The 20,904-nt window shown below is 51.9% G+C and carries 13 protein-coding genes; 1 reads left to right on the top strand and 12 read right to left on the bottom strand.

The genetic code is table 11. The features are described from left to right. The first annotated feature begins 79 nt into the window (after nt 1–79). Nucleotides 80–526, top strand: a complete 447-nt coding sequence (locus Q1A48_RS00110) for a YbaN family protein (protein WP_299939542.1) — start codon at nt 80–82, stop codon at nt 524–526. Here the strand turns inward: Q1A48_RS00110 and Q1A48_RS00105 are convergent. The 12 genes from Q1A48_RS00105 to Q1A48_RS00050 form a co-directional block, all read right to left on the bottom strand. Continuing rightward, nucleotides 516–2,534 carry a TonB-dependent receptor plug domain-containing protein gene (locus Q1A48_RS00105; protein ID WP_299939540.1) on the bottom strand — a complete coding sequence of 673 codons (2,019 nt, stop codon included), beginning with the start codon at nt 2,532–2,534 and terminating at the stop codon, nt 516–518. The genes Q1A48_RS00110 and Q1A48_RS00105 overlap by 11 nt on opposite strands. Before the next feature lie 338 nt (nt 2,535–2,872). Further along, nucleotides 2,873–4,438, bottom strand: coding sequence for an ATP-binding cassette domain-containing protein (locus Q1A48_RS00100; protein WP_299939537.1), 1,566 nt, complete (start codon nt 4,436–4,438; stop codon nt 2,873–2,875). Next, nucleotides 4,435–5,241, bottom strand: coding sequence for an ABC transporter permease (locus Q1A48_RS00095; RefSeq protein ID WP_299939534.1), 807 nt, complete (start codon nt 5,239–5,241; stop codon nt 4,435–4,437). The genes Q1A48_RS00100 and Q1A48_RS00095 overlap by 4 nt, the downstream gene beginning before the upstream one ends. An 18-nt stretch (nt 5,242–5,259) precedes the next feature. Further along, a complete protein-coding gene (locus Q1A48_RS00090; protein WP_299939531.1) occupies nt 5,260–6,249 on the bottom strand; it encodes an ABC transporter permease in 990 nt (329 codons plus the stop codon). 60 nt (nt 6,250–6,309) lie between these two features. Next, nucleotides 6,310–7,872 carry an ABC transporter substrate-binding protein gene (locus tag Q1A48_RS00085; protein ID WP_299939529.1) on the bottom strand — a complete coding sequence of 521 codons (1,563 nt, stop codon included), beginning with the start codon at nt 7,870–7,872 and terminating at the stop codon, nt 6,310–6,312. Continuing rightward, complete coding sequence (gene tsaA / locus Q1A48_RS00080) at nt 7,848–8,381, bottom strand: tRNA (N6-threonylcarbamoyladenosine(37)-N6)-methyltransferase TrmO (RefSeq protein WP_299939527.1); 534 nt, start codon at nt 8,379–8,381, stop codon at nt 7,848–7,850. The genes Q1A48_RS00085 and tsaA (Q1A48_RS00080) overlap by 25 nt, the downstream gene beginning before the upstream one ends. Nucleotides 8,382–9,183: 802 nt before the next feature. Next, on the bottom strand, nt 9,184–9,690 hold the full coding sequence (locus Q1A48_RS00075; protein ID WP_299939525.1) for a hypothetical protein: 507 nt from the start codon (nt 9,688–9,690) through the stop codon (nt 9,184–9,186). Nucleotides 9,691–9,700: 10 nt separating this feature from the next. Next, on the bottom strand, nt 9,701–10,234 hold the full coding sequence (gene tsaA, locus Q1A48_RS00070) for a tRNA (N6-threonylcarbamoyladenosine(37)-N6)-methyltransferase TrmO (RefSeq protein ID WP_299939522.1): 534 nt from the start codon (nt 10,232–10,234) through the stop codon (nt 9,701–9,703). Nucleotides 10,235–10,732: 498 nt separating this feature from the next. Next, a complete protein-coding gene (locus Q1A48_RS00065; protein ID WP_299939519.1) occupies nt 10,733–11,617 on the bottom strand; it encodes a LysR family transcriptional regulator in 885 nt (294 codons plus the stop codon). A 657-nt stretch (nt 11,618–12,274) separates the two neighbouring features. Next, on the bottom strand, nt 12,275–14,377 hold the full coding sequence (locus tag Q1A48_RS00060; RefSeq protein WP_299939517.1) for an Ig-like domain-containing protein: 2,103 nt from the start codon (nt 14,375–14,377) through the stop codon (nt 12,275–12,277). A 1,172-nt stretch (nt 14,378–15,549) separates the two neighbouring features. Next, nucleotides 15,550–19,260, bottom strand: a complete 3,711-nt coding sequence (locus tag Q1A48_RS00055) for a calcium-binding protein (protein WP_299939514.1) — start codon at nt 19,258–19,260, stop codon at nt 15,550–15,552. Nucleotides 19,261–19,791: 531 nt separating this feature from the next. Next, nucleotides 19,792–20,664, bottom strand: a complete 873-nt coding sequence (locus Q1A48_RS00050) for a hypothetical protein (RefSeq protein WP_299939512.1) — start codon at nt 20,662–20,664, stop codon at nt 19,792–19,794. Between the last annotated feature and the right edge of the window lie 240 nt (nt 20,665–20,904).

Genomic DNA, 20,904 nt, shown 5'->3' with positions numbered 1-20,904 from the left:
GGTTCACTGCGATTGCAATTCCGGCAACTATAAAATGCTACAGTAGCGGATCTGTGTACGAATCTTCTCGAGGCACTCAATGAAAGAAACCACCGAGGAAGGCCTGCCGAAGTATGCAGTCAATTTGGCCCCGGGCTGGCTGCGTTGGTTGTGGGGCGGACTCGCCTGCTTTTTTATTGCCCTCGGGGTCATTGGGGCCATTCTGCCCGGGCTGCCATCGGCGGTGTTTATTGTACTTGGCGCCTGGGCAGCCTCCCGCTGCTCCCGGCGCCTGCACCAGTGGATTGAAGATCATCACCTGTTTGGACATTGTCTGGAGATCTGGCGCAGCGGTTACATCAGTCGTCGCACCAAACTGGTTGCCAGTGTGACCATGGCGTTGTCCCTGGCCATTGCCGTGCACCATATCAACAACGGGTACCTCCTGGTATTCACCATCGCTGGCCTCGGTTGCGGCGCCATTTGGATATGGTCCCGCCCGGAGCCGAAGGGGGCACGCGGCCATCGGCCTTCGGTTAAAAGGTAGCCCTTGCCTCGATACGGATATCGCGCCCCGGCTCCGGCACGCCGGCAAAGCCCCCATAGGTGAAACTGGTCTGGTCGATATAAAATTCATCGGTCAGGTTTCTGGCCACCAGTGCCGCTGAAAATGTGCCATTGTCCGATGACCAATCGATTCTCGTGTCGTGAACCACATACCCTGCTTTTGGCGTGATCCCCTCTGGCAGCCGGGTCAAATCCTCCACCGCAGTCATTATGTAGCCCAGGCGGAATCCTTTTCCCAATTCGACTTCATTGTTCCAACGCAGCCTGTCACCGCGTGCCGCTGCCAGGCTGCGGACTTCGAGAACCGGAGTGCCATCGGGATCATTCAGCGCAACCAGGCTCAATGCCAGCGTCGATCTCAGTCTGGAACCCATCCACCCGATCGTCGCGGAAACCCCCTGCGATGTATAATCACCGGATGCGTTGAAGACCTGGCGAAAAGGGGCACCCCTGGCACCACCCTCAAAAACCACCACATCGCGCAGGTGCACCTCAAACCCTTCAACCTCCACAAACAGCTGGCCGTCCTGGGAAAATGGCGCATCCCAGGTAAAATTTGCCCCTAGGGAAGCCTGCCTGGCCTGCTCAGGCCGCAGCCCCTTGTGTGGAAAAATCGTTTTCCCGGAAGTGCGCCCCGCGCGACTGGCCGGCAGTGTGTTGGTCGCCCGATAAGCCAGGCCATAGCCGGCGAACAACGCCAACTGAGGGGTCAATGCGAAGGTGCCCCGAAGTGAGGGCGACAACTGAATATGATCGAAGCTTTTTTCGTCATAGTCTGTTTGCAAATACTCCGCCCTCAGACCGGAATTAAGCTGTAGGCTGCCCAGATCGAAATTGACATCGGCAAACAGCCCTGCTGTTACGGCATCGTTCTCATTGTCTGAACCCTGGTATTCGGTTTTGTACTGTTCAAGCCGCCCGTCAATACCGGTTGTGATCACTGTATGGATATCACCAATACTGCGATCAAAAGTCAGTGTAAATCGGCCACCGTATCGCATCTGCGTGTGTGCATCCCCATGGTCTTTATCAGCAAGGGTGGAATCTGCAGCGTAAATGAGTGCATAGGGCGAGCCCGGACCTGAACCCTGATAGCGTGCGGACAGCGATAATTCCTCCAGCGATTGCCGAACCGGGCCACCACCGGCACGGCCCTGTGAATACTGGCGCTCATAAAATTCTGTAGGTAGATCACCGGCTCCGTAGGGGAGCAGCCCGGCATTTTTTCCATACAATGCAGAGACATCAAATGTGTGATCAGCGCTCGGCTGGAATTGTACTTTCATATACCCCGAAGTATTCTCGGAAGCGGAAAGGGACACGGTGTTGCCCTTGCCATCTTTGTAATCATCAAAGTCCTGATAGGATGCAAACGCCACCGCGGATACGGTATCACTCAGTCGATAGGCGGTTGTCGCTGAGCTGCCCAGGGCATTGTTTGTGCTAGCGCCTGAAAAACTAACCCCGAAAAGCCCCGGTTTTTCTTCGGACAGCAGATCGTCCAGGGAAACAGAGCGGATTTCCAGGGCGCCCCCCAGGGCTGCCGGTCCATCACCGGCTGCAACAGGCGCCGTTTTGACGGTAACCGAATCAATCAGTGCTGGATCAATAATCGATACGGCACCACGGTGCTGGAACAGGTCTCCGGCGCTCGGTACCCCGTCAAATGTCACCGCAAGTGTCGTTGCTTCGAGTCCGCGTAAATAGTATCTGGTTGCATTCGGCCTCGGCCCGCCGACATCCACTTCCGGAGAGAGCTTGAGCACATCGGTCAAACCCTGCGGTGCTACCGAGAGGATGGCATCGTTTTCCAACCTGTTTGGTGCATGGGTATGTTGACTGCCCTGGACGATGATGATTTCCATATTGTTCAAGCGGTCATCCCCCCTGGCAGACGCGCTCTGTGCAATGGTTTCGGTACCTGCCGTTGTGCCGCAAATCAGCAGTGCCTGATACAAAGCACAACGACGAAAACGGTTTTTCTCCATACCCCCCTCTCAACTACTTGGATGATAATGATTACTATTATCGGAAATGCTATTGAAAAGAAAACAACGGATCAATTCGTATTCCCTGAGGTGGGACCTCCAGATAACAGAGGGCAAACGCACCAGATAATCTCTGGGAACCTGGGCTGGGCAATGCGGGCTTGGAAAGCACAACCTGCAGTTTTCAAGGAACACTTTTGGCTAAAAATATAACTGCGCTAAAGTGCGCGGGGGGATTGGTTCAACATGCAAACCCATTGCTTATTTTATACCGCGCATCTCTTTGCCGGTGAGGCCACCAGGCACGGGTTTTTCAAACAATGACATCACAACCCCAGTTACGGGGATGCGACAGGGTGAAACCGGCCCTCTTGCAAACACACGACCTGATCGGCGATATGGCGTGTCGCGGGCAGATCATGGGTAAACACAATGAGGGCGATGCCCTGCTCCTTTTTCAGTCTGTCGAAACAACTGAGCATGTGGGACTTGGACAGTAAATCCAAAGCCGCGGTGGGCTCATCGGCCACAAGGTACCGTGGCTGCAGGATGAGCCCGCGGGCAATAACGAGTTTTTGCGCTTCTCCACCGGATAGCTGGGCGCTGCGACGCTGCAGGAATTTTGCATGGGTTGGCAGCCCGACCATATCCAGCACCTCCTGTATCGTGAGCGTGCCCTTTTTTGAACGGTGCGGGTCACCGACTTGCCGGCGTCGCTGCGCAAATCGCAGTGCCTCTTTCAGTACTGCCTGCACTGTAAAATGACGGGCCATAGCCCGGTGTGGAAGCTGTGGAACAAGTGCCGCATAGTCATACAGGCCATACGCGGTTTCAGGCCCTGTGTTTAAATGGCGTGTCCCGTTCAGGTTCTGCGGGGATTGGCCCCATGACCAAGAGACACGACCGTGCTGCTTTGCTTCAAACCCTGTCAGTATGCGGGCTAAAGTAGACTTGCCCACTCCAGACGGACCGGTGACGACCAGGCACGACCCTGCCGGTACAAAGGCCGACACGGACTTTAGGACAGGCCGGTCGCCATAGCGATGGGACAGGCCTTGTATCCGCAGTCCGGCACCGGGGCGGATATTCACCGGTCTGTTGGGGGTGCGGTGCGCAATCGGGAGGTTGGGACTCGGGCGTTTTTTGCCCAGAAGCCGTCTCGTGTAGGGGTGTTGTGGACGGCTGAGTACCTCATCCGTTGTGCCGGATTCGACAATGCGCCCTTTGTGAAGCACGCAAACCCGATTGGCGATTGACGCTATCAAATCCACATCGTGGGCAATCAGGAGTTGGCAGCGCCTGTCCGCACCCTCTTTGAAGGTCTGCACAATCTGCGCCTGGGTGATGGCATCCAGCGCTGAAGTCGGTTCATCAAAAATAAGGTACGGTGGTCTGCACACACAGGCCAGCGCCATCAGAACCCGCTGTATCTCACCACCACTCAGTGCCGCCGGGTACCGGTGGTAGAGCCGCTTGGGGATATGGCATTTTTCACACAGCAATGGGGCATCAGCACCATGTAGATTATGTACACCGATAACCTCATGCACATGTTGAATCACCGTGCGATGCGGGTTGAGTGCATCAGACAATCCCTGCATGAGCATGCCTACCCGGCTACCGCGCAATGCGCGTATTGCCGATGGCTTTGCACGCAAAACATCCACACCATCGATCCACGCGCTGCCTGACCAGCGAAACTGTCCTTTCGCAAGGGGCTGGCGGTTTTGGGAATCGGCCAAGCGGCCCGGAACCAGTCCGAGCAGGAGCTTTGCGAGGGTTGACTTGCCGGCACCGGAGGCGCCCAGCAGGGCGACCGTTTCCCCGCAGCGCACGTCAAAGGATAGCTTGTCGAGCACTGTGTCTTCGCCGGTAGAGAGACACAGCTGGTTGATTGCAATCATACCGACAGTCTGGCCCCTGTCATCACGTAGCGTTCGAATCTCTGCCCAAACGTAAGGCAGCCCCAGAGAAACAGGCAAAGCACCAGTGTCGGTGGCAATAGCAGCCACAGCCAGGCGTCCGTGTACAGATAGTTGAGGGAATCCTGAATCATGGAACCCCAGGTGACCAATCGCGTATCTGTGATCCCGAGGAAACCGAGCCCCGCGGTCATCAAGGCTGCGCGGCGGATATGCTGGATAAACAACCCCACCAACACAGGGGATACCGCCGGTAAGACGTGCACGGTCATACAGTAATACCCGCTTTCCCCCCCGATGCTGGCATAGCGTACATTTTCCCGTGTCAGCTCCCGCAAAAACACGGCACGCAAGACACGCACATCGTCATACCAGCCGGTTGCAACAAGCAGTACAACAAGCGCAATCATGCCGGGGCTCAACCAGACTGAAACCAGCAGTATCAGGAGAATGGAGGGTATGGACTGAAGGATGTCGATGAACCTCAGTACCAGGCCAGACAGTTTTCTGCCTGCAGTCGCCACAAAAATACCAACGCCAATGGACAGCAGCAAGGTCAACAGCGCAGCGATGACAGCAATACCAATGGTGTTCGGTGTGGCAATGAGCAGGCCCGTGAGAATATCCTGGCCAATATCATTGGTGCCCAACCAGTGCTCGAGACTCGGTGCTGCCAGTGTATCCAGGCTCGTTTGATAGCCCGGCAGAAAATAAACCACCGCTGGCAGCAAACAAAGGCCCAGGGTGAACAGGACAATGAGTTTAACCTGGACAGGCCGTATCATCCGATTCTCCGCCATAGCCTATCCTCTCCGGGAATGAAGCAGTACAAGGGTGTCGATTATCCAGTTGAAGCCCAGTATAAATACAGAGAGCAGCAGTACGGTCGATTGAATAACAATATAATCCCGCTCACCAATGGCCTTATAGAGCACGAGGCCAATGCCCGGATAGGAAAAAACGATCTCGACAAATAAGGCACCGCTGATCAATCCTGAAAAAGCATCGCTCAAGCGCGATGCAATAGCGGGAAAAATATTTCTGCCATAGTAGTCAACCCTTTCACGCACTCCATAAATTCCACGCGCCCGTGCGTTCAAAAGGAAAGGCCGGGTCGATAAACTGATGGCTTCGCTACGGGCCACGAAAAAAAATCTGACAATTTCATGCATCGCCAGGGCGAGGGCGGGTAATAGGGCATGACGGAGAATTTGTAGCGCATGCGCAACCATACCCTGGGCCGGAAACAGGGGTTGAGCCCCGCTTGCCGGCAGTATCGGCAACAGAATGGCAAATACCAGTAGCAAGCCGATCGCCATAACGAAGGGGGGGAGGCTTGCGAGCAGAGTCATCGCGCCTGTGAGAAACCGATCAATCCCACCATGGGGTTGACGCCCCGCTTCAATCCCGCAGGCAACGCCGGTAACAAGAAAAATCGGCAAGGCGAGCAGGATCAGAAACAGCGTCCACCCCAGCGGTTGGATAATAATATCGGCAACCGGGGCAGCGTGTCGGAATGAGTAGCCGAGGTCCCCGTGTAAAATACCAAAGCCGTAGGCTGCCAGTTGATCGAGCCACGACCCCTCGAACCCCATGTGAATGCGCAGTTGTTGTATTTCCCCTGCATTCAGCCCACGGGTGTATTCCGAGGCGACCATGACCTCCAGTGGATCGCCCGGCAGCAGGCGGGGCAGATAAAAGGTAATGACGAGTAAAAGGGCAAAGATCAATAATCGATTGACGAATCCAATCAATACCATGGTAAAAGTCGCTAAAACAGCTGGATTGCCCATATCGTTACTGCGGAAAGCCCGGCTATACCCTGGATCTGCTCAACCCCGAACACACCGCGGTCAACCCACAAGAACCGATTTGTGGACGGAGGTAGGAATACCGATGGCGACACCATCGGGTAAAAAGCGCGGTGCAATCTTATGGTTGTGTGCCGTGGCGTAGTTTGGGTTAAACAGCATGTAGGAAGGCAGTTCATAGGCGTAGAGCGCCTGGAATTTCGCCAGCAATGCCTTGCGTTGGTGAAGACTCACAACCTGTGCCTGCTGCTCCAAAAGCGCCGTCATCTCCCTGCTGCCGGCAAAATAATCACCGTTCCAGAAATCACCCGCAAGGTAACGCGCCAGATCGCTGGGATCCCCCATGGTGCTTGTGGACAGCAGTGACAAGTCGAAATTACCCGAGCGCAAGGCCTCCCGCAGCGCTGTGCGCTCAAGAATGCGGACATCAACCGACAGGCCGATACTTTCCAGCTGTTCGGAGACAACAACCGCCTCGCGCCTTAATGGGGTATCTGTCACCAGTGTCAGATGGATCACCTCTCCATCCGAGCACCACCGTTTGTGTTGATCCCTGCTCCAACCGGATTTGCTCAGCAGGGTTTGTGCCTGTTGCGGATCAAAGGCGTAGGGAGGCAGTGCAGTGTCTCCCCCCCAGGGAGAATTTGGCTGAAAAAACCCGGTCTCGGCCGGGGCTGCCTCGCCCTGGCGAACGGTTTCAATCAACGCTTTTCGATGGATTGCAAACGCCAAGGCATGGCGCCTGTCACGATCCTGAAACCGGTTTCGGTTGTTAAAGAGCAACCGTACCACGTGATTACTCGCTGCCGTGACAACCTGAAACCCCATGGATCTGGCTTGTGTGACTCTGTCATAGGGTAAAAATGGGATGAGATCGACCTCGCCGGAGCGCATGGCGCGCAGTGCGGCGTCTGGTCCCATAGTGACGATAGCCATCTGGTCAAACAGGGGATCACCCCGGTAGTAATCAGTATTGCCCTTGAAAAAATAACGACCCTCCGCCCGGTCGTAGCCTGAAAAGCGATATGGCCCGCTCCCCATCAATGCCGAACCGCTGGTAAATCGCTCTGGCGAAGCGTGCCCGGCATAGAGGTGTTCAGGCAGTATGGGGAGGTTGAGGAGGGTACCCGACAGCAACCCGGCATCGGGCTCCCGCAAGAGGATGTTCAGCCGGTTTGCACTGAGCGCAACTGCCCGCGCTATTTTTACTGTCGAGACAAACAGGTAGGGATGTTTTGCCATATAGGCAACAGTAAACACCACATCCTTTGCGGTCAGAGGACTCCCGTCATGCCAGCGTATATTGTCCCGAAGGGTAATCGTGCAACTCAAACCATCGCTGGACAACTGCCAGGCACGGGCAAGGCCCCCAACCAGTTTACCGGTGCGGTCTTGCGCAATCAGGGTATCGAAAATATAGCTGGTATAGAGATAGCCAATCCCATCCTTATGGTGCAAAAAAGGGGCCGGAAGGCCGCGATCCCCCCCCTCATCGGCAATGACAAGGCGGTTTGCACGTCCATTGGCACCTGTAGGGGATAGGGCAAAGCCCAGAAACGGCCATAACGCCGTGTATTGGATTAATGCTCTGCGGCTGAATGGCATTGGCATTTGTCCGGGTTGCTGCTGGGGTGCTGGGAGTTTTCCACCTTGTCCCCTTCAGTGCCCGGATAGTCCCACCCTATTTTTGCCTCTTCAATCCTGTCGTCAGCGGGAATATACGGTTTGATATCCACCACCTTGGTGCCATCCAGGCAGTCGAGGCCGCTGACGGTGAGGCGAGTGCCCTCAATACGGATCAGCTTGACCGGGCTCAGTGCAATGGGGTTGGGTCGATTGGGGGACCGGCTCGCAAAAACACCGCGGACATCCTTGCCGTTTCGACCACACCGCTGCAATTGCGTCCGATCAGATTGATCAAACCAGTATAAAATAAATAAATGCGTGGCAGACTCGATTTTGTACAGGCCCTCCAGATACTGCGCATCAATTTCAATGACCGAGTGGTTGGTGTTAAACCGGCCTGAGCGTGGGCATTGCCCCAGGGCATTGAAATCCGTATGGATCGTACCAATAGGGTGCAACGCAATTGTTTCCGGAATGTTTGCCTTCATACTGCTTGACTCCATAGTTTCTTTTCCTTGCAAAAAAAGAGACCCGAACGGGATCACATTATCTTTCCATCCTCCCGGTCCAACAAATTGCATTTTGTGAGGGCTAACCTCAGCATTCCTGAGCCAGTGACCCTGGCCAGTGGTATCGGCACCGAAAAGCCGGCACGGTGAAAGAACCCGGTAATAGCTTCAATGATTGCACAATGCTTGGAATTCCCAGAGATGCCTTTGGAAGGCAACACAGCCCCCCATTCTGGCGGTTCGTGCTGATTCAGCAGTCGAAAAGGTGGTGCTGGCATACACTCTGTAGCGATTTTTCGGGAAAGCCAAAAACATCTAAATCACTATAATGAAGGGGGTGTAGTTAAACCGATGCCCAGCATTCTAACGATCTGGATACCAAAGTTATACTCTACATGAGCGCCTGTAGCTCGGATAAAAACAGGCGTGCTGCACTCTCAGGGAGGTATAACCCATTCTGGTGCTTGAGGGCTTGAAAGAAAGCAGCGTATCTGAAGGACGGCGAGCCAGTAATCTTCCGCTCAGCTTTTTGTAATTTTTCGAAAAAGCGCTCAAACAGCAGTCTCAGTTTACGTAACACCGACAAATCCAGCAAGTGCACTTCGTCAATGGGAATATAACCGGGGTTTCACACAGATCTACGAAAAACCAACAATCTTATGGAAAAACCAACTCCCTTAACTCTTTACTGATAGTTCTGCCAACCATTTTTCACCACTGGCCACCGTTAGGTCAGCCAATGGGTGGGGCTGATCACCGAAGGGGCGACAACAACCGTTTGCTATTTTCTCATTGCTGCTTTTGTAGCAAAAGCTATAATGCCAATACCAATAATGAGCAAAACAACTAGAATTGAATTTATAGTTGAAGCTGAGATATCCATTTCAGGTATTCCAGACCTAGGCAATGATAGGTAATAGAGCGATAAAAGTGTAAGAGGAATAGCGAGAATAAGCCCTGCAACCTCGATAATGAATAGTGTTATAGGCATCTTATCTGGGGATACAGGAAAAATCTTCGCTAAATCCAAGGCATAGACCAGAAAATAGGATATTCCACATATAGCGGAAGCAATGAGCGCAAGATTACCTGCACCAATGGAAAAATAAGCTAAAGACAAGCTGGCAATGCCTAACACGGTTAAAAAAGTATTAAACATACCGAGTATTGCAGGCGCTATATGTGAAAAATTTCTGTTCTCAATTGGACCACCTGGAATTAGCAAGCCGAGTAATACCGCCGATAAGACTAATAACCCGGATATTGCATAACCAATAAAATTTTCCATAGTATCTCCCTCAGGAATCTCTGAATAAATGGCATTGGCATTTGTCCGGATTACTGCTGGAGTATGAGGATTTTTCCACCTTGTCCCCTTCAGTGCCCGGATAGTCCCACCCTATTTTTGCCTCTTCAATCCTGTCGTCGGCGGGAATATACGGTTTGATATCCACCACCTTGGTGCCATCCAGGCAGTCGAGGCCGCTGACGGTGAGGCGAGTGCCCTCAATACGGATCAGCTTGACCGGGCTCAGTGCAATGGGATTGGGTCGATTGGGGGACCGGCTCGCAAAAACACCGCGGACATCCTTGCCGTTTCGACCACACCGCTGCAATTGCGTCCGATCAGATTGATCAAACCAGTATAAAATAAATAAATGTGTGGCAGACTCGATTTTGTACAGGCCCTCCAGATACTGCGCATCAATTTCAATGACCGAGTGGTTGGTGTTAAACCGGCCAGACCGCGGGCATTGCCCCAGGGCATTGAAATCCGTATGTATCGTACCAATAGGGTGCAACGCAATAGTGCCCGGAATGTTTGCCTTCATACTGCTTGACTCCATGGTTTCTTTTCCTTGCGAAAAAAAAGAGACCCGAACGGGATCACATTATCTTTCCATCCTCCCGGCCCAACAATTTGGATTTTGTGAGGGTTAACCTCAGCATTCCTGAGCCAGTGACCCTGGCCAGTGGTATCGGCACCGAAAGGCCGGCACGGTGAAAGCACCCGGCAATAGCACCAGTAATGGCATATTGGGCGAATTTGCAGAAATGGCTTTGCAGGACAGTACAGGCCACAATCCGGCAGTGTATGCAGGTTCAGCAGTCGTAGGGGGGGTGCGGGCATACGCCCTGTGGTGATTTTTTAGGAAAACCACGTGCCTCCAAAGCACCGCGAAAAGAGGCGTAGTGGTAATGGCCACCAGGGTGCGTTATCAAGCTCCAAACGGTGCGCCCAATCGCTGTATTACAGGGGTTGTTACGCCGGTGTCCGCCATCCTCACTCTCTGCGCGCCTGCCGCTTGGGGAAAAGCAGGCGGGCAGTACTACCCGGGCGCTTTGCTGCGCAATATCGAACTGGCAATTTCAAGCAGGGGATCCTGCTCTCTTGTGGGCAGGTAGGCAAACAGAACTTTGACAGACTTGTGTACCTCACAGATTAAATCGATTTCTCCATTATTGAGGGTTTCACGGGCGGTGTCGGTATGCAGCAATCCAATGCCAACCCCGCCGGAAATTAACGTGCGGATTACGTTTTCTCTATCCACATTGATGATCTGCTTGGGGCGAAAATTGTGTAACTTGAACAAGTTCTCTGCCGCCCGGCCACAACAGGTGGCCGCATTGGGAGAAATCCAGGGCATTGCACTGAGACTCTGCCAATTCAGGGGCTGTGAATTCACCACAAGCCCGGCCGGTGCCGCCAGAAATATGCCGAACCGGGAGACTTCCAGCGTGTGAATGTCGGGGGCAGGGTCATTGGGTTCGTTATAGAAGCAGGCATCTAAAGTACCATTGCGCAAACTCTTCAGCATCTCAATAGACTGCTCAAAATATTGAAGCCTGACATCCACTCCGGGGCAGCGTTCTGATAAACTCGAAAGGAGGTGGCCAATGGCTGGTGTGGAGGATTCACTCCCGGCACCAACAACAAATTTCCCAGTCAGTGCGCCTTTGATGCGAGACGACTCATCAATAAAATCCCGATGGGTAGCAAGGATTTTTTCTGCCTTGTTCAGCAGTCTTTTGCCATCGTCAGTCAGGCGCATGCCTTTGGTATTGCGTTCAAATAATACCAGTCCCAGCTGTTCCTCAATGGCTTTGATATGTGCACTCACCGCAGGCTGGCTGAGATACAGGCACTCTGCCGCCCGGGTAATGCTGCCCTCTCTGGCCACGGCAACGAACGTTTTGATTTGATAAATTTCCATGCTGGACTACGCAAGTCAAATTGACTGAACAGAAATTCCCTGGTTTTTAATGGGCATCGATCACCATTAAAAGCTAAAACTTTAAATCGCAGGCTTCTGCCATATGGGCATGCAATGTATCACCTGAGTGGGGGGCTCTGGGTACCGTATCGAACATTCATGCCTGTCAGGCTAGCAGAAAGCCGTCAATGCATCAATTTTGGAATATGGAGGTCTGCACTCAGGGAATCTGAGTGGGGAATAGAGTATGTGCTTTTCACTGAAATTTCAGGAAATAAAATCCTATATAGTGACCAGGTCCTCCCGATTGAAATAGTCATTCCACACAAATAAGAAACAGAGAGCCAAATAGGCAATTCAAATACCATAAGAGCTGGATGAGATTATCACGAAATTGCGACGGGCATAGGTTGCGGTGCGGCCAGGTAGTATCCTGTGGACAGGAGACGCCGAATGCCCAATGCCGCACAGACCGCCCATTGCTGCAATAAGCAGCAGGGTGGGTTCTGTCAGACTTCTTCGGGCGAAACTGCCTTCCGGATCGGCAGCAGGCCGTGCAAGATAACACGCTAATTGAGACCGGGCTGTTGCTGGACAGCCCGGCGTTAGAGTCCTGGCGACCCCCTTTCGGAACCTGACGGCAGATGCCAATCCGGGCTAGGGGGAGGTGGTGCAGATAGGCACAGCCCGGATTGCCGGTGTGATCGGTTCAGGCGGACCTTCAATTGCCCCTCCAGCGCCGGTCAAGGTAATGGGTACATACTCGAATGCAGCATTAACGGTAAGGTAGGGTTCCGAGACAGGCCAGGAGAAGGGCGGCGCGCCGAACCCCGCCACCAAATTGGCATTGACAAAAGAGGCCGAGTCAGAGAAGGGGGGAAGGCCACCAAAGGCGGCGAAACAATAGTCCAGCATGTCATCAAAATCGAGTGTGGCAAACTCCACACCGCCTTCAGTAAAGGTCTCCAGGGAAGCGAAGGTTCCCGTAGCCTCGACCTGGGCACGTGTCGGTGCACAATAAAAAGTCTTCGTCACCAGATTGCCGTCCACATCCTCTTGCGTTCCCTGAAAAGAGGCAATATTACACAGGACAACAGCACTGGTCACTGTGACTGGCACCGTGTTACTGACAATGCCACCCTGGCTGGCAAATACACTGGTGCTGCCGACACCCACGCCTGTGACCTCACCCAGGCTATCCACCGTGGCGATTGCGGTGTTGTCACTGTGCCAATCCACACTGGTGGTGATATCGGCGCTGCCGCCATCGCTGAAATTGCCCGTGGCGGTGAGTTGCTCGCTATCGCCCTGGGCCAGGCTCACCGCCGTCGGCGTCACCTGGATACTGGTCAATACGGCACTGGTCACGGTGACCGACACCGTATTGCTGACAACAGCCCCCTGGCTGGCAAAAACGCTGGTGCTGCCCACCGCCACCGCCACCACCTCACCCAGGCTATCCACCGTGGCAATTGCGGTGTTGTCGCTGTGCCAGTCCACGCTGGTGGTAATGTCGAGGGAACTGCCATCGCTGAAATTGCCCAGGGCCGTGAGCTGCTGGCTGTTGCCCGCGGGCAGGCTCACCATCGCCGGCGTTACCTGGATACTGGTCAATACTGCGCTGGTTACGGTGACCGAAACCGTATTGCTGACAATAGCCCCCTGGCTGGCAAAAACGCTGGTGCTGCCTACCGCCACGGCCACCACCTCGCCCAGGCTATCCACCGTGGCAATTGCGGTGTTGTCGCTGTGCCAGTCCACGCTGTTGGTAATATCAAGGGTGCTGCCATCGCTGAAATTGCCCAGGGCCGTGAGCTGCTGGCTGTTACCCGCGGGCAGGCTTACCACTGCCGGGGTGACCTGGATGCTGGTCAATACCGCATTGGTTACGGTCACCGAAACCGTATTGCTGACAATAGCCCCCTGGCTGGCAAAAACGCTGGTGCTGCCCACCGCCACCGCCACGACCTCACCCAGGCTATCCACTGTGGCAATTGCGGTGTTGTCGCTGTCCCAGTCCACGCTGGTGGAAATATCAAGAGTGCTGCCATCGCTGAAATTGCCCAGGGCCGTGAGCTGCTGGCTGTTGCCCGAGGGCAGGCTTACCACTGCCGGGGTCACCTGGATACTGGTCAATACGGCATTGGTCACGGTCGCCGACACCGCATTGCTGACAATGCCCCCCTGGTTGGCAAAAATGCTGGTACTGCCCACTGCCAGCGCCACCACCTCACCCAGGCTATCCACCGTGGCAATTGTGGTGTTGTCACTGCGCCAGGCCACACTGTCGGTGATATCGGCAGTACTCCCATCGCTGAAAGTTCCCAGAGCCGTGAGCTGCTGGCTGTTGCCCTTGGGCAGGCTCACCACCGCTGGCGTCACTTGAATACTGGTGAGCACAACACCGCTCACAGTGATCGGCGCTCGGTTGCTGAAAATACCCGCCAAGCTGGCGAAGATACGGGTACTCCCCGGGGCTACGGCCGTGGCCACACCACTGTTATTGACGGTCACCACTGCGGTATCTTCACTTCGCCAATTCACACTGTTGGTAATATTGGAGCTGGTGCCATTGCTGAAATTGGCCCGGGCAATATATTGTTGTGTCTCGCCCGGCGCCAGGGTCAGGTCGCGCGCGGCGTTTTCTGCGGGAAATATTGAGATGGATAACAGTCTGGGAACCTGATTGTTATTATTATTGGAGTCACAGCCAACAAGAACGGCACCGAGCAAAATAATCCAAAAGAGCCTTAAAGTCATTTCCCTGAACCCCGTTGGGCCAATTTAAAAAATTAAGGCGCCAAGTCACGCCTTGGCGCAAGTGTTACACGTTTTTTATTGAACAAATCTTTCAACCACGGCGCAGGTATATTAATTTAGATATCTGCCAGTGCTGTGAGTGACAAGGCCTTGATGATCATTATTTTTTGATCAGAAGATTCGATAAAATCGAAAAACAGAAACACGAAAGAAATGCTATTACCGAGTGTATAAGAATGTAGAAAATACACAACCCGGTAATACGGCGCCAGCCTATCGCGCATGTCACTGACTGGGCTGTAAAAGACCTCCCGCTATAGAGCAGCGCTTAGGGGCTGGGCGGTATGGCAATCCCTGGCAAGCAGCAGGGTTGCCGTTTTGAGGGAAGCCAGACAGAGAGATAAACAAAAAGCACTGGAGTTCAGAATAGTTTCGGCGCTCTAAAAATCAGCGCCTTTAATAGTGATATTTTAGGGGCTATGCCCGTTTCACTAGGTAGCCATAGTAAAGTACAAGACATAGCGGCTGTGTTTGAAAGTCCTTATTGAGTTTGTCTGCGGGGGGGCAGTCGTGCGATCGTGTTTCAACCGTGCAACGGCCCAGGCAATGAAGCGCTTATACAGCTTTCTCCAGTCTACGAAGTCCTTCGGTTAACCTCTCTATGGGCAGCCGGTACGCCTATGTTAGAAAATGCCCACAATGGTCATCAAGAGACCGGAGTGTTATATCGTAAAATTCTCTACAGTTTTGGCCAGTGCTGATCGCTGAGCACTAATCGGGGCATTGCAAGCTCGCTTTGTTAGAACCTCAACAATGCGAGCCTGCCCTTATTGAGCAATAGGGGAGATCCAAACGGGAACAGCCCTAGCAAGTGGGAAATAATCCCGTGACGCAATGCCATCAATGAGGCGCTTTTCGTGTTTATACACCCTTGACTGGCCATCTTCCTCTACTCCCACAGGGGAAGTAGTGTGAACCCCATTCTTGAACGTGTCTTGACCGGTGCCTCCATCAAGCCAATCGCCTCCGGCTTTACCACTGTGTCTATTGTTTTCGGCAAATAAAAATACCCTAGTATTGCCATCCTTGGCATTGATACTATTGGTGATTTACTCACCCTGGTCGGTTCCAGCACAAACGTTGCTGCCACCGTTATCCAGTGTCACAGGTTCTCAGGTTTCGAAATCCACTAAACGCGAGTAAATACCACTCATGGGGATTATATCGAACTCAAACCGATTGTCGTCAACGGCCCGTTCAGAATGGCCGAGTAGCTCTATTTCATTAGCCTCGTCAGCGAAGTGATCCTTGATACGAATCATTTGTTGCGAGTCTTGATCAAAGCGAATGATTAGGTCATCGTCTTGCTTCAGGTATTCGATTCTTTCGTCGAATGCCGTGATGCCACCGCGCAGCACGAGTATATCATTGCCATGTTGTTCGATAATCACATCCAAACCATCCCCCGGGTGGTGATAGTAACGATCATCGTCATCGCCCCCTTGTAGGATATCATTGCCTGAACCACCGCTCAGTTGATCATTCCCACCCTGGCCGACTAATGTCTCTGATCTGTCCCGGTAGCCGAAAAGAATATCGTCACCAGGCGTCCCCAGATAGATGATGTTATTTTCTACATCGACATCACTCCAGATAGTGCCGTCGTGAAAAACAAAACGGTTGACTTTAAAATAGTCTTGATCACTGTTACTAAAGCCTAAAAACCAATGAGTAATGGTAATCTTGTCGCCTGCTTGTGAAAAACGCAGCTCCAGATTTTCACCAATGCGATAAAACTCAACGTCTTCGGTTTTAATAGTCGGGCCGAATACCAGGCTGTCGATCGAGGCTTCAAAGTTGCTATAGGCTTCATCGATTTTGGTTTCGGTCAAGATATCTTCACCATCACCCCGGTAATAATAATAGGTATCACGGCCATAACCGCCATAGAGAATGTCTTTTCCCGGGCCACCGGTAAACGCATTATCACCGTAATCAAAGGGCGTTACATCGCCTTGCAAGATATCGTCACCAGTTCCGCCAAACAATTGATCATTTCCATCACTACCGTATAACTGATCATTGTCAGCGCCACCATCGAGTCGGGATGCAGATTCAGCGGTCAGCGTATCATCGCCGTTATCACCGTAAAGTTCCCCTCTACCGCTCAGGCTATCATTGTCTTCATTGCCATGCAAAACACCAGACCCGGCTATAGTGTCTGCGCCAGCGCCGCCATTGAGTTGATTGTTGCCCAAATAGTCGTTGAGAGTGTCATTGTCCGCTTCTCCATGAATAATATCATTACCCCTGCCACCATCGATCTGATCCTGTCCGTTACCGCCGTTGATAACATCGTCTTCTGCATGGCCCTCGATAATATCGTCAGCGTCATAGCCCTCAATGGCCTTGATAAAAATCGTCTGGTAATCCCAACTCATACCACCATCGAAGGTGATTTCTTCCAAAGCACCAGCAGAGACCTGGCCGGCGGTATAGCTGAAATGGGAATTGATCCGAACACTGTTTTCAGTACTGCTGTCAGGACCCAAAAAGGTGACAAGCAGGTCATTCCCACGACGCCGTAACAGAGTTTGCGAAGGCGAAATATTCATAAGATTGAGGAGGTCATAACCCTGGGTATCGAACACACGATCATTACCGTCGCCGGCTTGGTAATAATATTGATCATCGTCGTCACCGCCGTGCAGTTCATCGTCACCAGTTTCACCATAAAGGTGGTCACTGCCTGAGTCACCATGAAGCACATCATCACCCTCACCGCCGAGCAAAGTGTCATTGCCACCTCTTCCGCTCAGGATATCGTTTTCAGCAAAACCCATTAACGTATTATCGTTATAAAATCCCGTGAGTACATTCTCCTGTTCGTCCCCAATGATCTCCACAGGAGGTACCAGTTTGACGTCGATCACAAGGCTTTGGCGTTCCGTGGGATCGTTTACGGAAGATACGGTGGCAACCCAGGTAGTGACCTTATTCCATTCCGCCGCCCGATCAATGGTGACCAAAACTTCAAGGGTGTGGCTCTGATTGGCCGGAATCGTCACCGTAGCTGGATATTCCAGGGTTACAGATTCTGCTCCGGAAAGATTAAACTCAATCTCCTGTGCAGTCGCAAAGCCATTGGTGATTTCAAATTTAAGCACAGGTTGACTCAAAGCAACCAATGTACGCTGATTGAGATCCGACTCTTCATTGCCCAACAGGTCCAGGCTCAAGCGCTCCGGTTCAATAGTGGCGGCGACACGGGCAAAAGCCTCTCCCAATTCCGTGTTGCCCTCGGCCACTAACAAGAATGCTTCATCCGGTACCGTAAAGGTGGCACTGATAACCCTGCCATTGGTGTCCAACACCGTTGCCGGTTGTGCTAAAACCTGGCCCTGCAAATTACGTACACTCAACCTGGCTTCGCTGACACTTTCAGATAACCCGATTTGCAAGGCCAATGACTCGCCACTCACCGGAATGCGATCGAGTATCAGCAAACCATCTCTGGCGTTAAGCCCATTCGTTAGGCTGGATAAGCGGATATCTTGTGTCTGAAGAGCACTGTAACTGTAAGCCTGCAGGCGGGCTTCAAAGGCACCGGTAAGATGCAGTTTCCACAGGCCCACCTGAGGTGAGTCAATTTCAATAATATTGGCAGAGCCCAGGCGCTGTGGGTTTAATTGAGGATCTGATATATCCAACAACTGCCCGGCGGGGTCTTCGACACTGATATCCGGAAACTCAGTGTTTTCATCGCTGGTAAATAATAGCTGCAGTTTATCACTCAGAGAATCATCGACAGGAATGACAATCATCAGTGTGTCGGTTGCCTGCGTGTTGATCACCTGTTCTGAAATTAAAGCGCGATTGGCATTATCCATTTCCATTAACAGCTCAATGGCAGCTTCCGCCCGCGCTTTATTGACCCCGAGAAATATACCGCCGGTTTCTTTGGCAATAGCCCCATATTGGGCATAGGTGGAAGCGGAAGTCAGAGGATCAGGAACACTATCTGCCATCTCCATCGCTGACAAAGATCTAGCCTGCGCTGAACGCTGATCACAGGAGGTATCAACGGTGGCAATCGTATTAATCCTAATGCGCTTTTGCCGGGCCAACTGCACAATCTGATAGCCCAGGCTAGGGTTATAGGCTGGCTCATCTGAAGCGAATATTATCGATCCGCCAGGTACATACATATCGCTGCGACCGCGAGGAAAATCCCTTAAAGCAGAAAGCAGTGCTCGGTTCGAGGCCTCGCCGCAGCCGCTCCCTCCGCCCGCCTTCAGTGCATTCACTTCGGTTAAAATCTCATCCAGATCACAACTGAATCCGGTACTGTCTACATGATCGGCAAAGGTGACCAGTCCGAGTTTATGAGATTCCTCCGGGTTGGTCTTCATGTTGGCTATTTCACCGGCGAGGTAACTTTTGACGCCAGAAATTTCCGTATCCATACTGCCCGATACATCAATAACAAATGCCGTGCGACGCATACGTTTCTTGAGAATTTTAATCAACTGCTGCGCCTGCTCCGGTGATGAGGCGCGAGCATTTAATTGCTCAACAACACTATCTAAAAACGCCTGTGTACCCTGCTCTGCCGCACTATAGGCCGCTGCATGCTGGTTGCCGTTTGGTTCACTGGGGCTATCTTTGTTGAGTTCTCTGTGACAACACATGCCATCGGGCATACCCCGGCATTGGTTGCCACTTAAAATTCCGGAAAGCGAAAAATATCCCGTTACAAGGCCGTCTGGAGCAAAATTATTATTGCTGTCACACTGGTATTGACTTCCGTTTGCTAATTCAAAGATATCCCCCACTGGGATATTGTTGTCAACCGAATTGGAATGAGAATAGATATCCTGCACTGTGTGCAAGGCGCGGCCCAACTGATCCAGGGCTTCCCGCTTATCGCACTGTAACAGGGCCTCAACAATAAGATCGCGTTTTTCTGCCAGGCGGGCAGAAGCCGAATCCAGGAGGTTGTTATCTGCGTGGGCGCTGGGGTCTAGCTGTTCTTTGACATCGGTATACCAGTTGGCATCCCCTGCTTCATCAGAAGATTGCCGGTCAAACTCCTGTTGCTGCAGGAGTTGTTCGGTCATTTCTTCATGATATCTTTGTTTGAATGCTAAAGATTCACTGCTCCACAGCAGCCCCCAGGATAAAGCAACTATAGTTGCCAGCCTCTCAATCGTAAGACCCATAACTACTCCATGTAACTTTGAATAAAGTCAGTCTATGTAAATGGAAACCACCAGCAAAAAATAGCCATAGTCAGTGGCTCCCTCTATCTATCATTAAGTCGTATCGTGCTCATGATATTTATTGTCAACGAATCATTTTTCAGTTTCCTGCTCAAAGATTGTAATATCTATCAGTTATTCTCTAGGCCATAGTTATTTCAACTCAAAGATACGCAGATGATAGGTACCTCCAAGGTAGTAGGCAGCTACCAATTGATTTTCACCAAATACTTCCAAAACTTTTACCCCCGGTGTGCCGCCCTTTTCGAGGCGTATTCTCTGTTCCAGCTCCATGGTTTCGGCGTGATACAGGCTGATATCCAGCCATGTATCCCCTCTGAAATTATCGCTTTCCAGTGCCACCAGCCATTGATCATCAACCAATACCATAGAATCAACCACCCTCGGGATACCAAACCAAATACCCCGTCGATGGGTTTCTATTTTTGCCAGATGCTGCCACTGCCGTTGGCGATAGTCATATTGATACCAGCCCCTGAGTTTTTTTTCGCCAAAAAGTCTATAAAAAAGTAATCGATCTTTGCCGGGCCAATAAATTTTTTTACTCGTATTTACCAATCGCTTGAGATTTCCACTGAGAGGCGGCTTAACAGTGTCACCGGTCTTTCTCGAAAGCACGGTTCCATCTGACAAATAAACAAACCGTGCTCCACTATTAGATAAATACTGACCAGGCGCTAACTGAACAGAGCGCTCAGATTGGGGGCCAAATAGCAGGCTGGTATAGGGTTTGGGGTTTGCACAGCGTTTTTCTGCGATTTTCGGTGAAAGTCTCAATATCTTTATTTTACAGCCATGGCTATCTGATATTATTTGAGTAGATTGATAATCAACCCTTGAATTTTTAAAAACCGGTTTATTGCCATGGTAAGTGATAGTACCTTCGGGTTTGGGAATTATGTGATGATGTTTTAAGTACATCTGAGGTGGCAGGGTTTGTTGGGCAAAACAAACCATGGGCAAGCACAATAATAGGCTGGTAGTGAGCAGATGCATCTTGGTCATAACAGAATGCTATACCGGGGGATATAGGCGGGCAATAGAATTTTCTGTGATGGCAAATTCTTGTGAACTTAATCACCCTGCCAGCAATGCGAAAAAAATTGATATATTACCTTCAGATGATCAAAGCGCCTGCAGCGTTTTTGAAATGCTTCAGCCGCTGGAACAGACGTTCTATTTCATTCTGCTTTTGTACATCTCCTGATCAGGTTGGCCGGGCGCCAATCGATAAATTTTTGGGGC

It is taken from the genome of uncultured Microbulbifer sp. (genome assembly GCF_947489355.1).
Classification (GTDB): Bacteria; Pseudomonadota; Gammaproteobacteria; order Pseudomonadales; family Cellvibrionaceae; genus Microbulbifer.
This window is presented reverse-complemented; position numbering and strand designations above follow the sequence as displayed.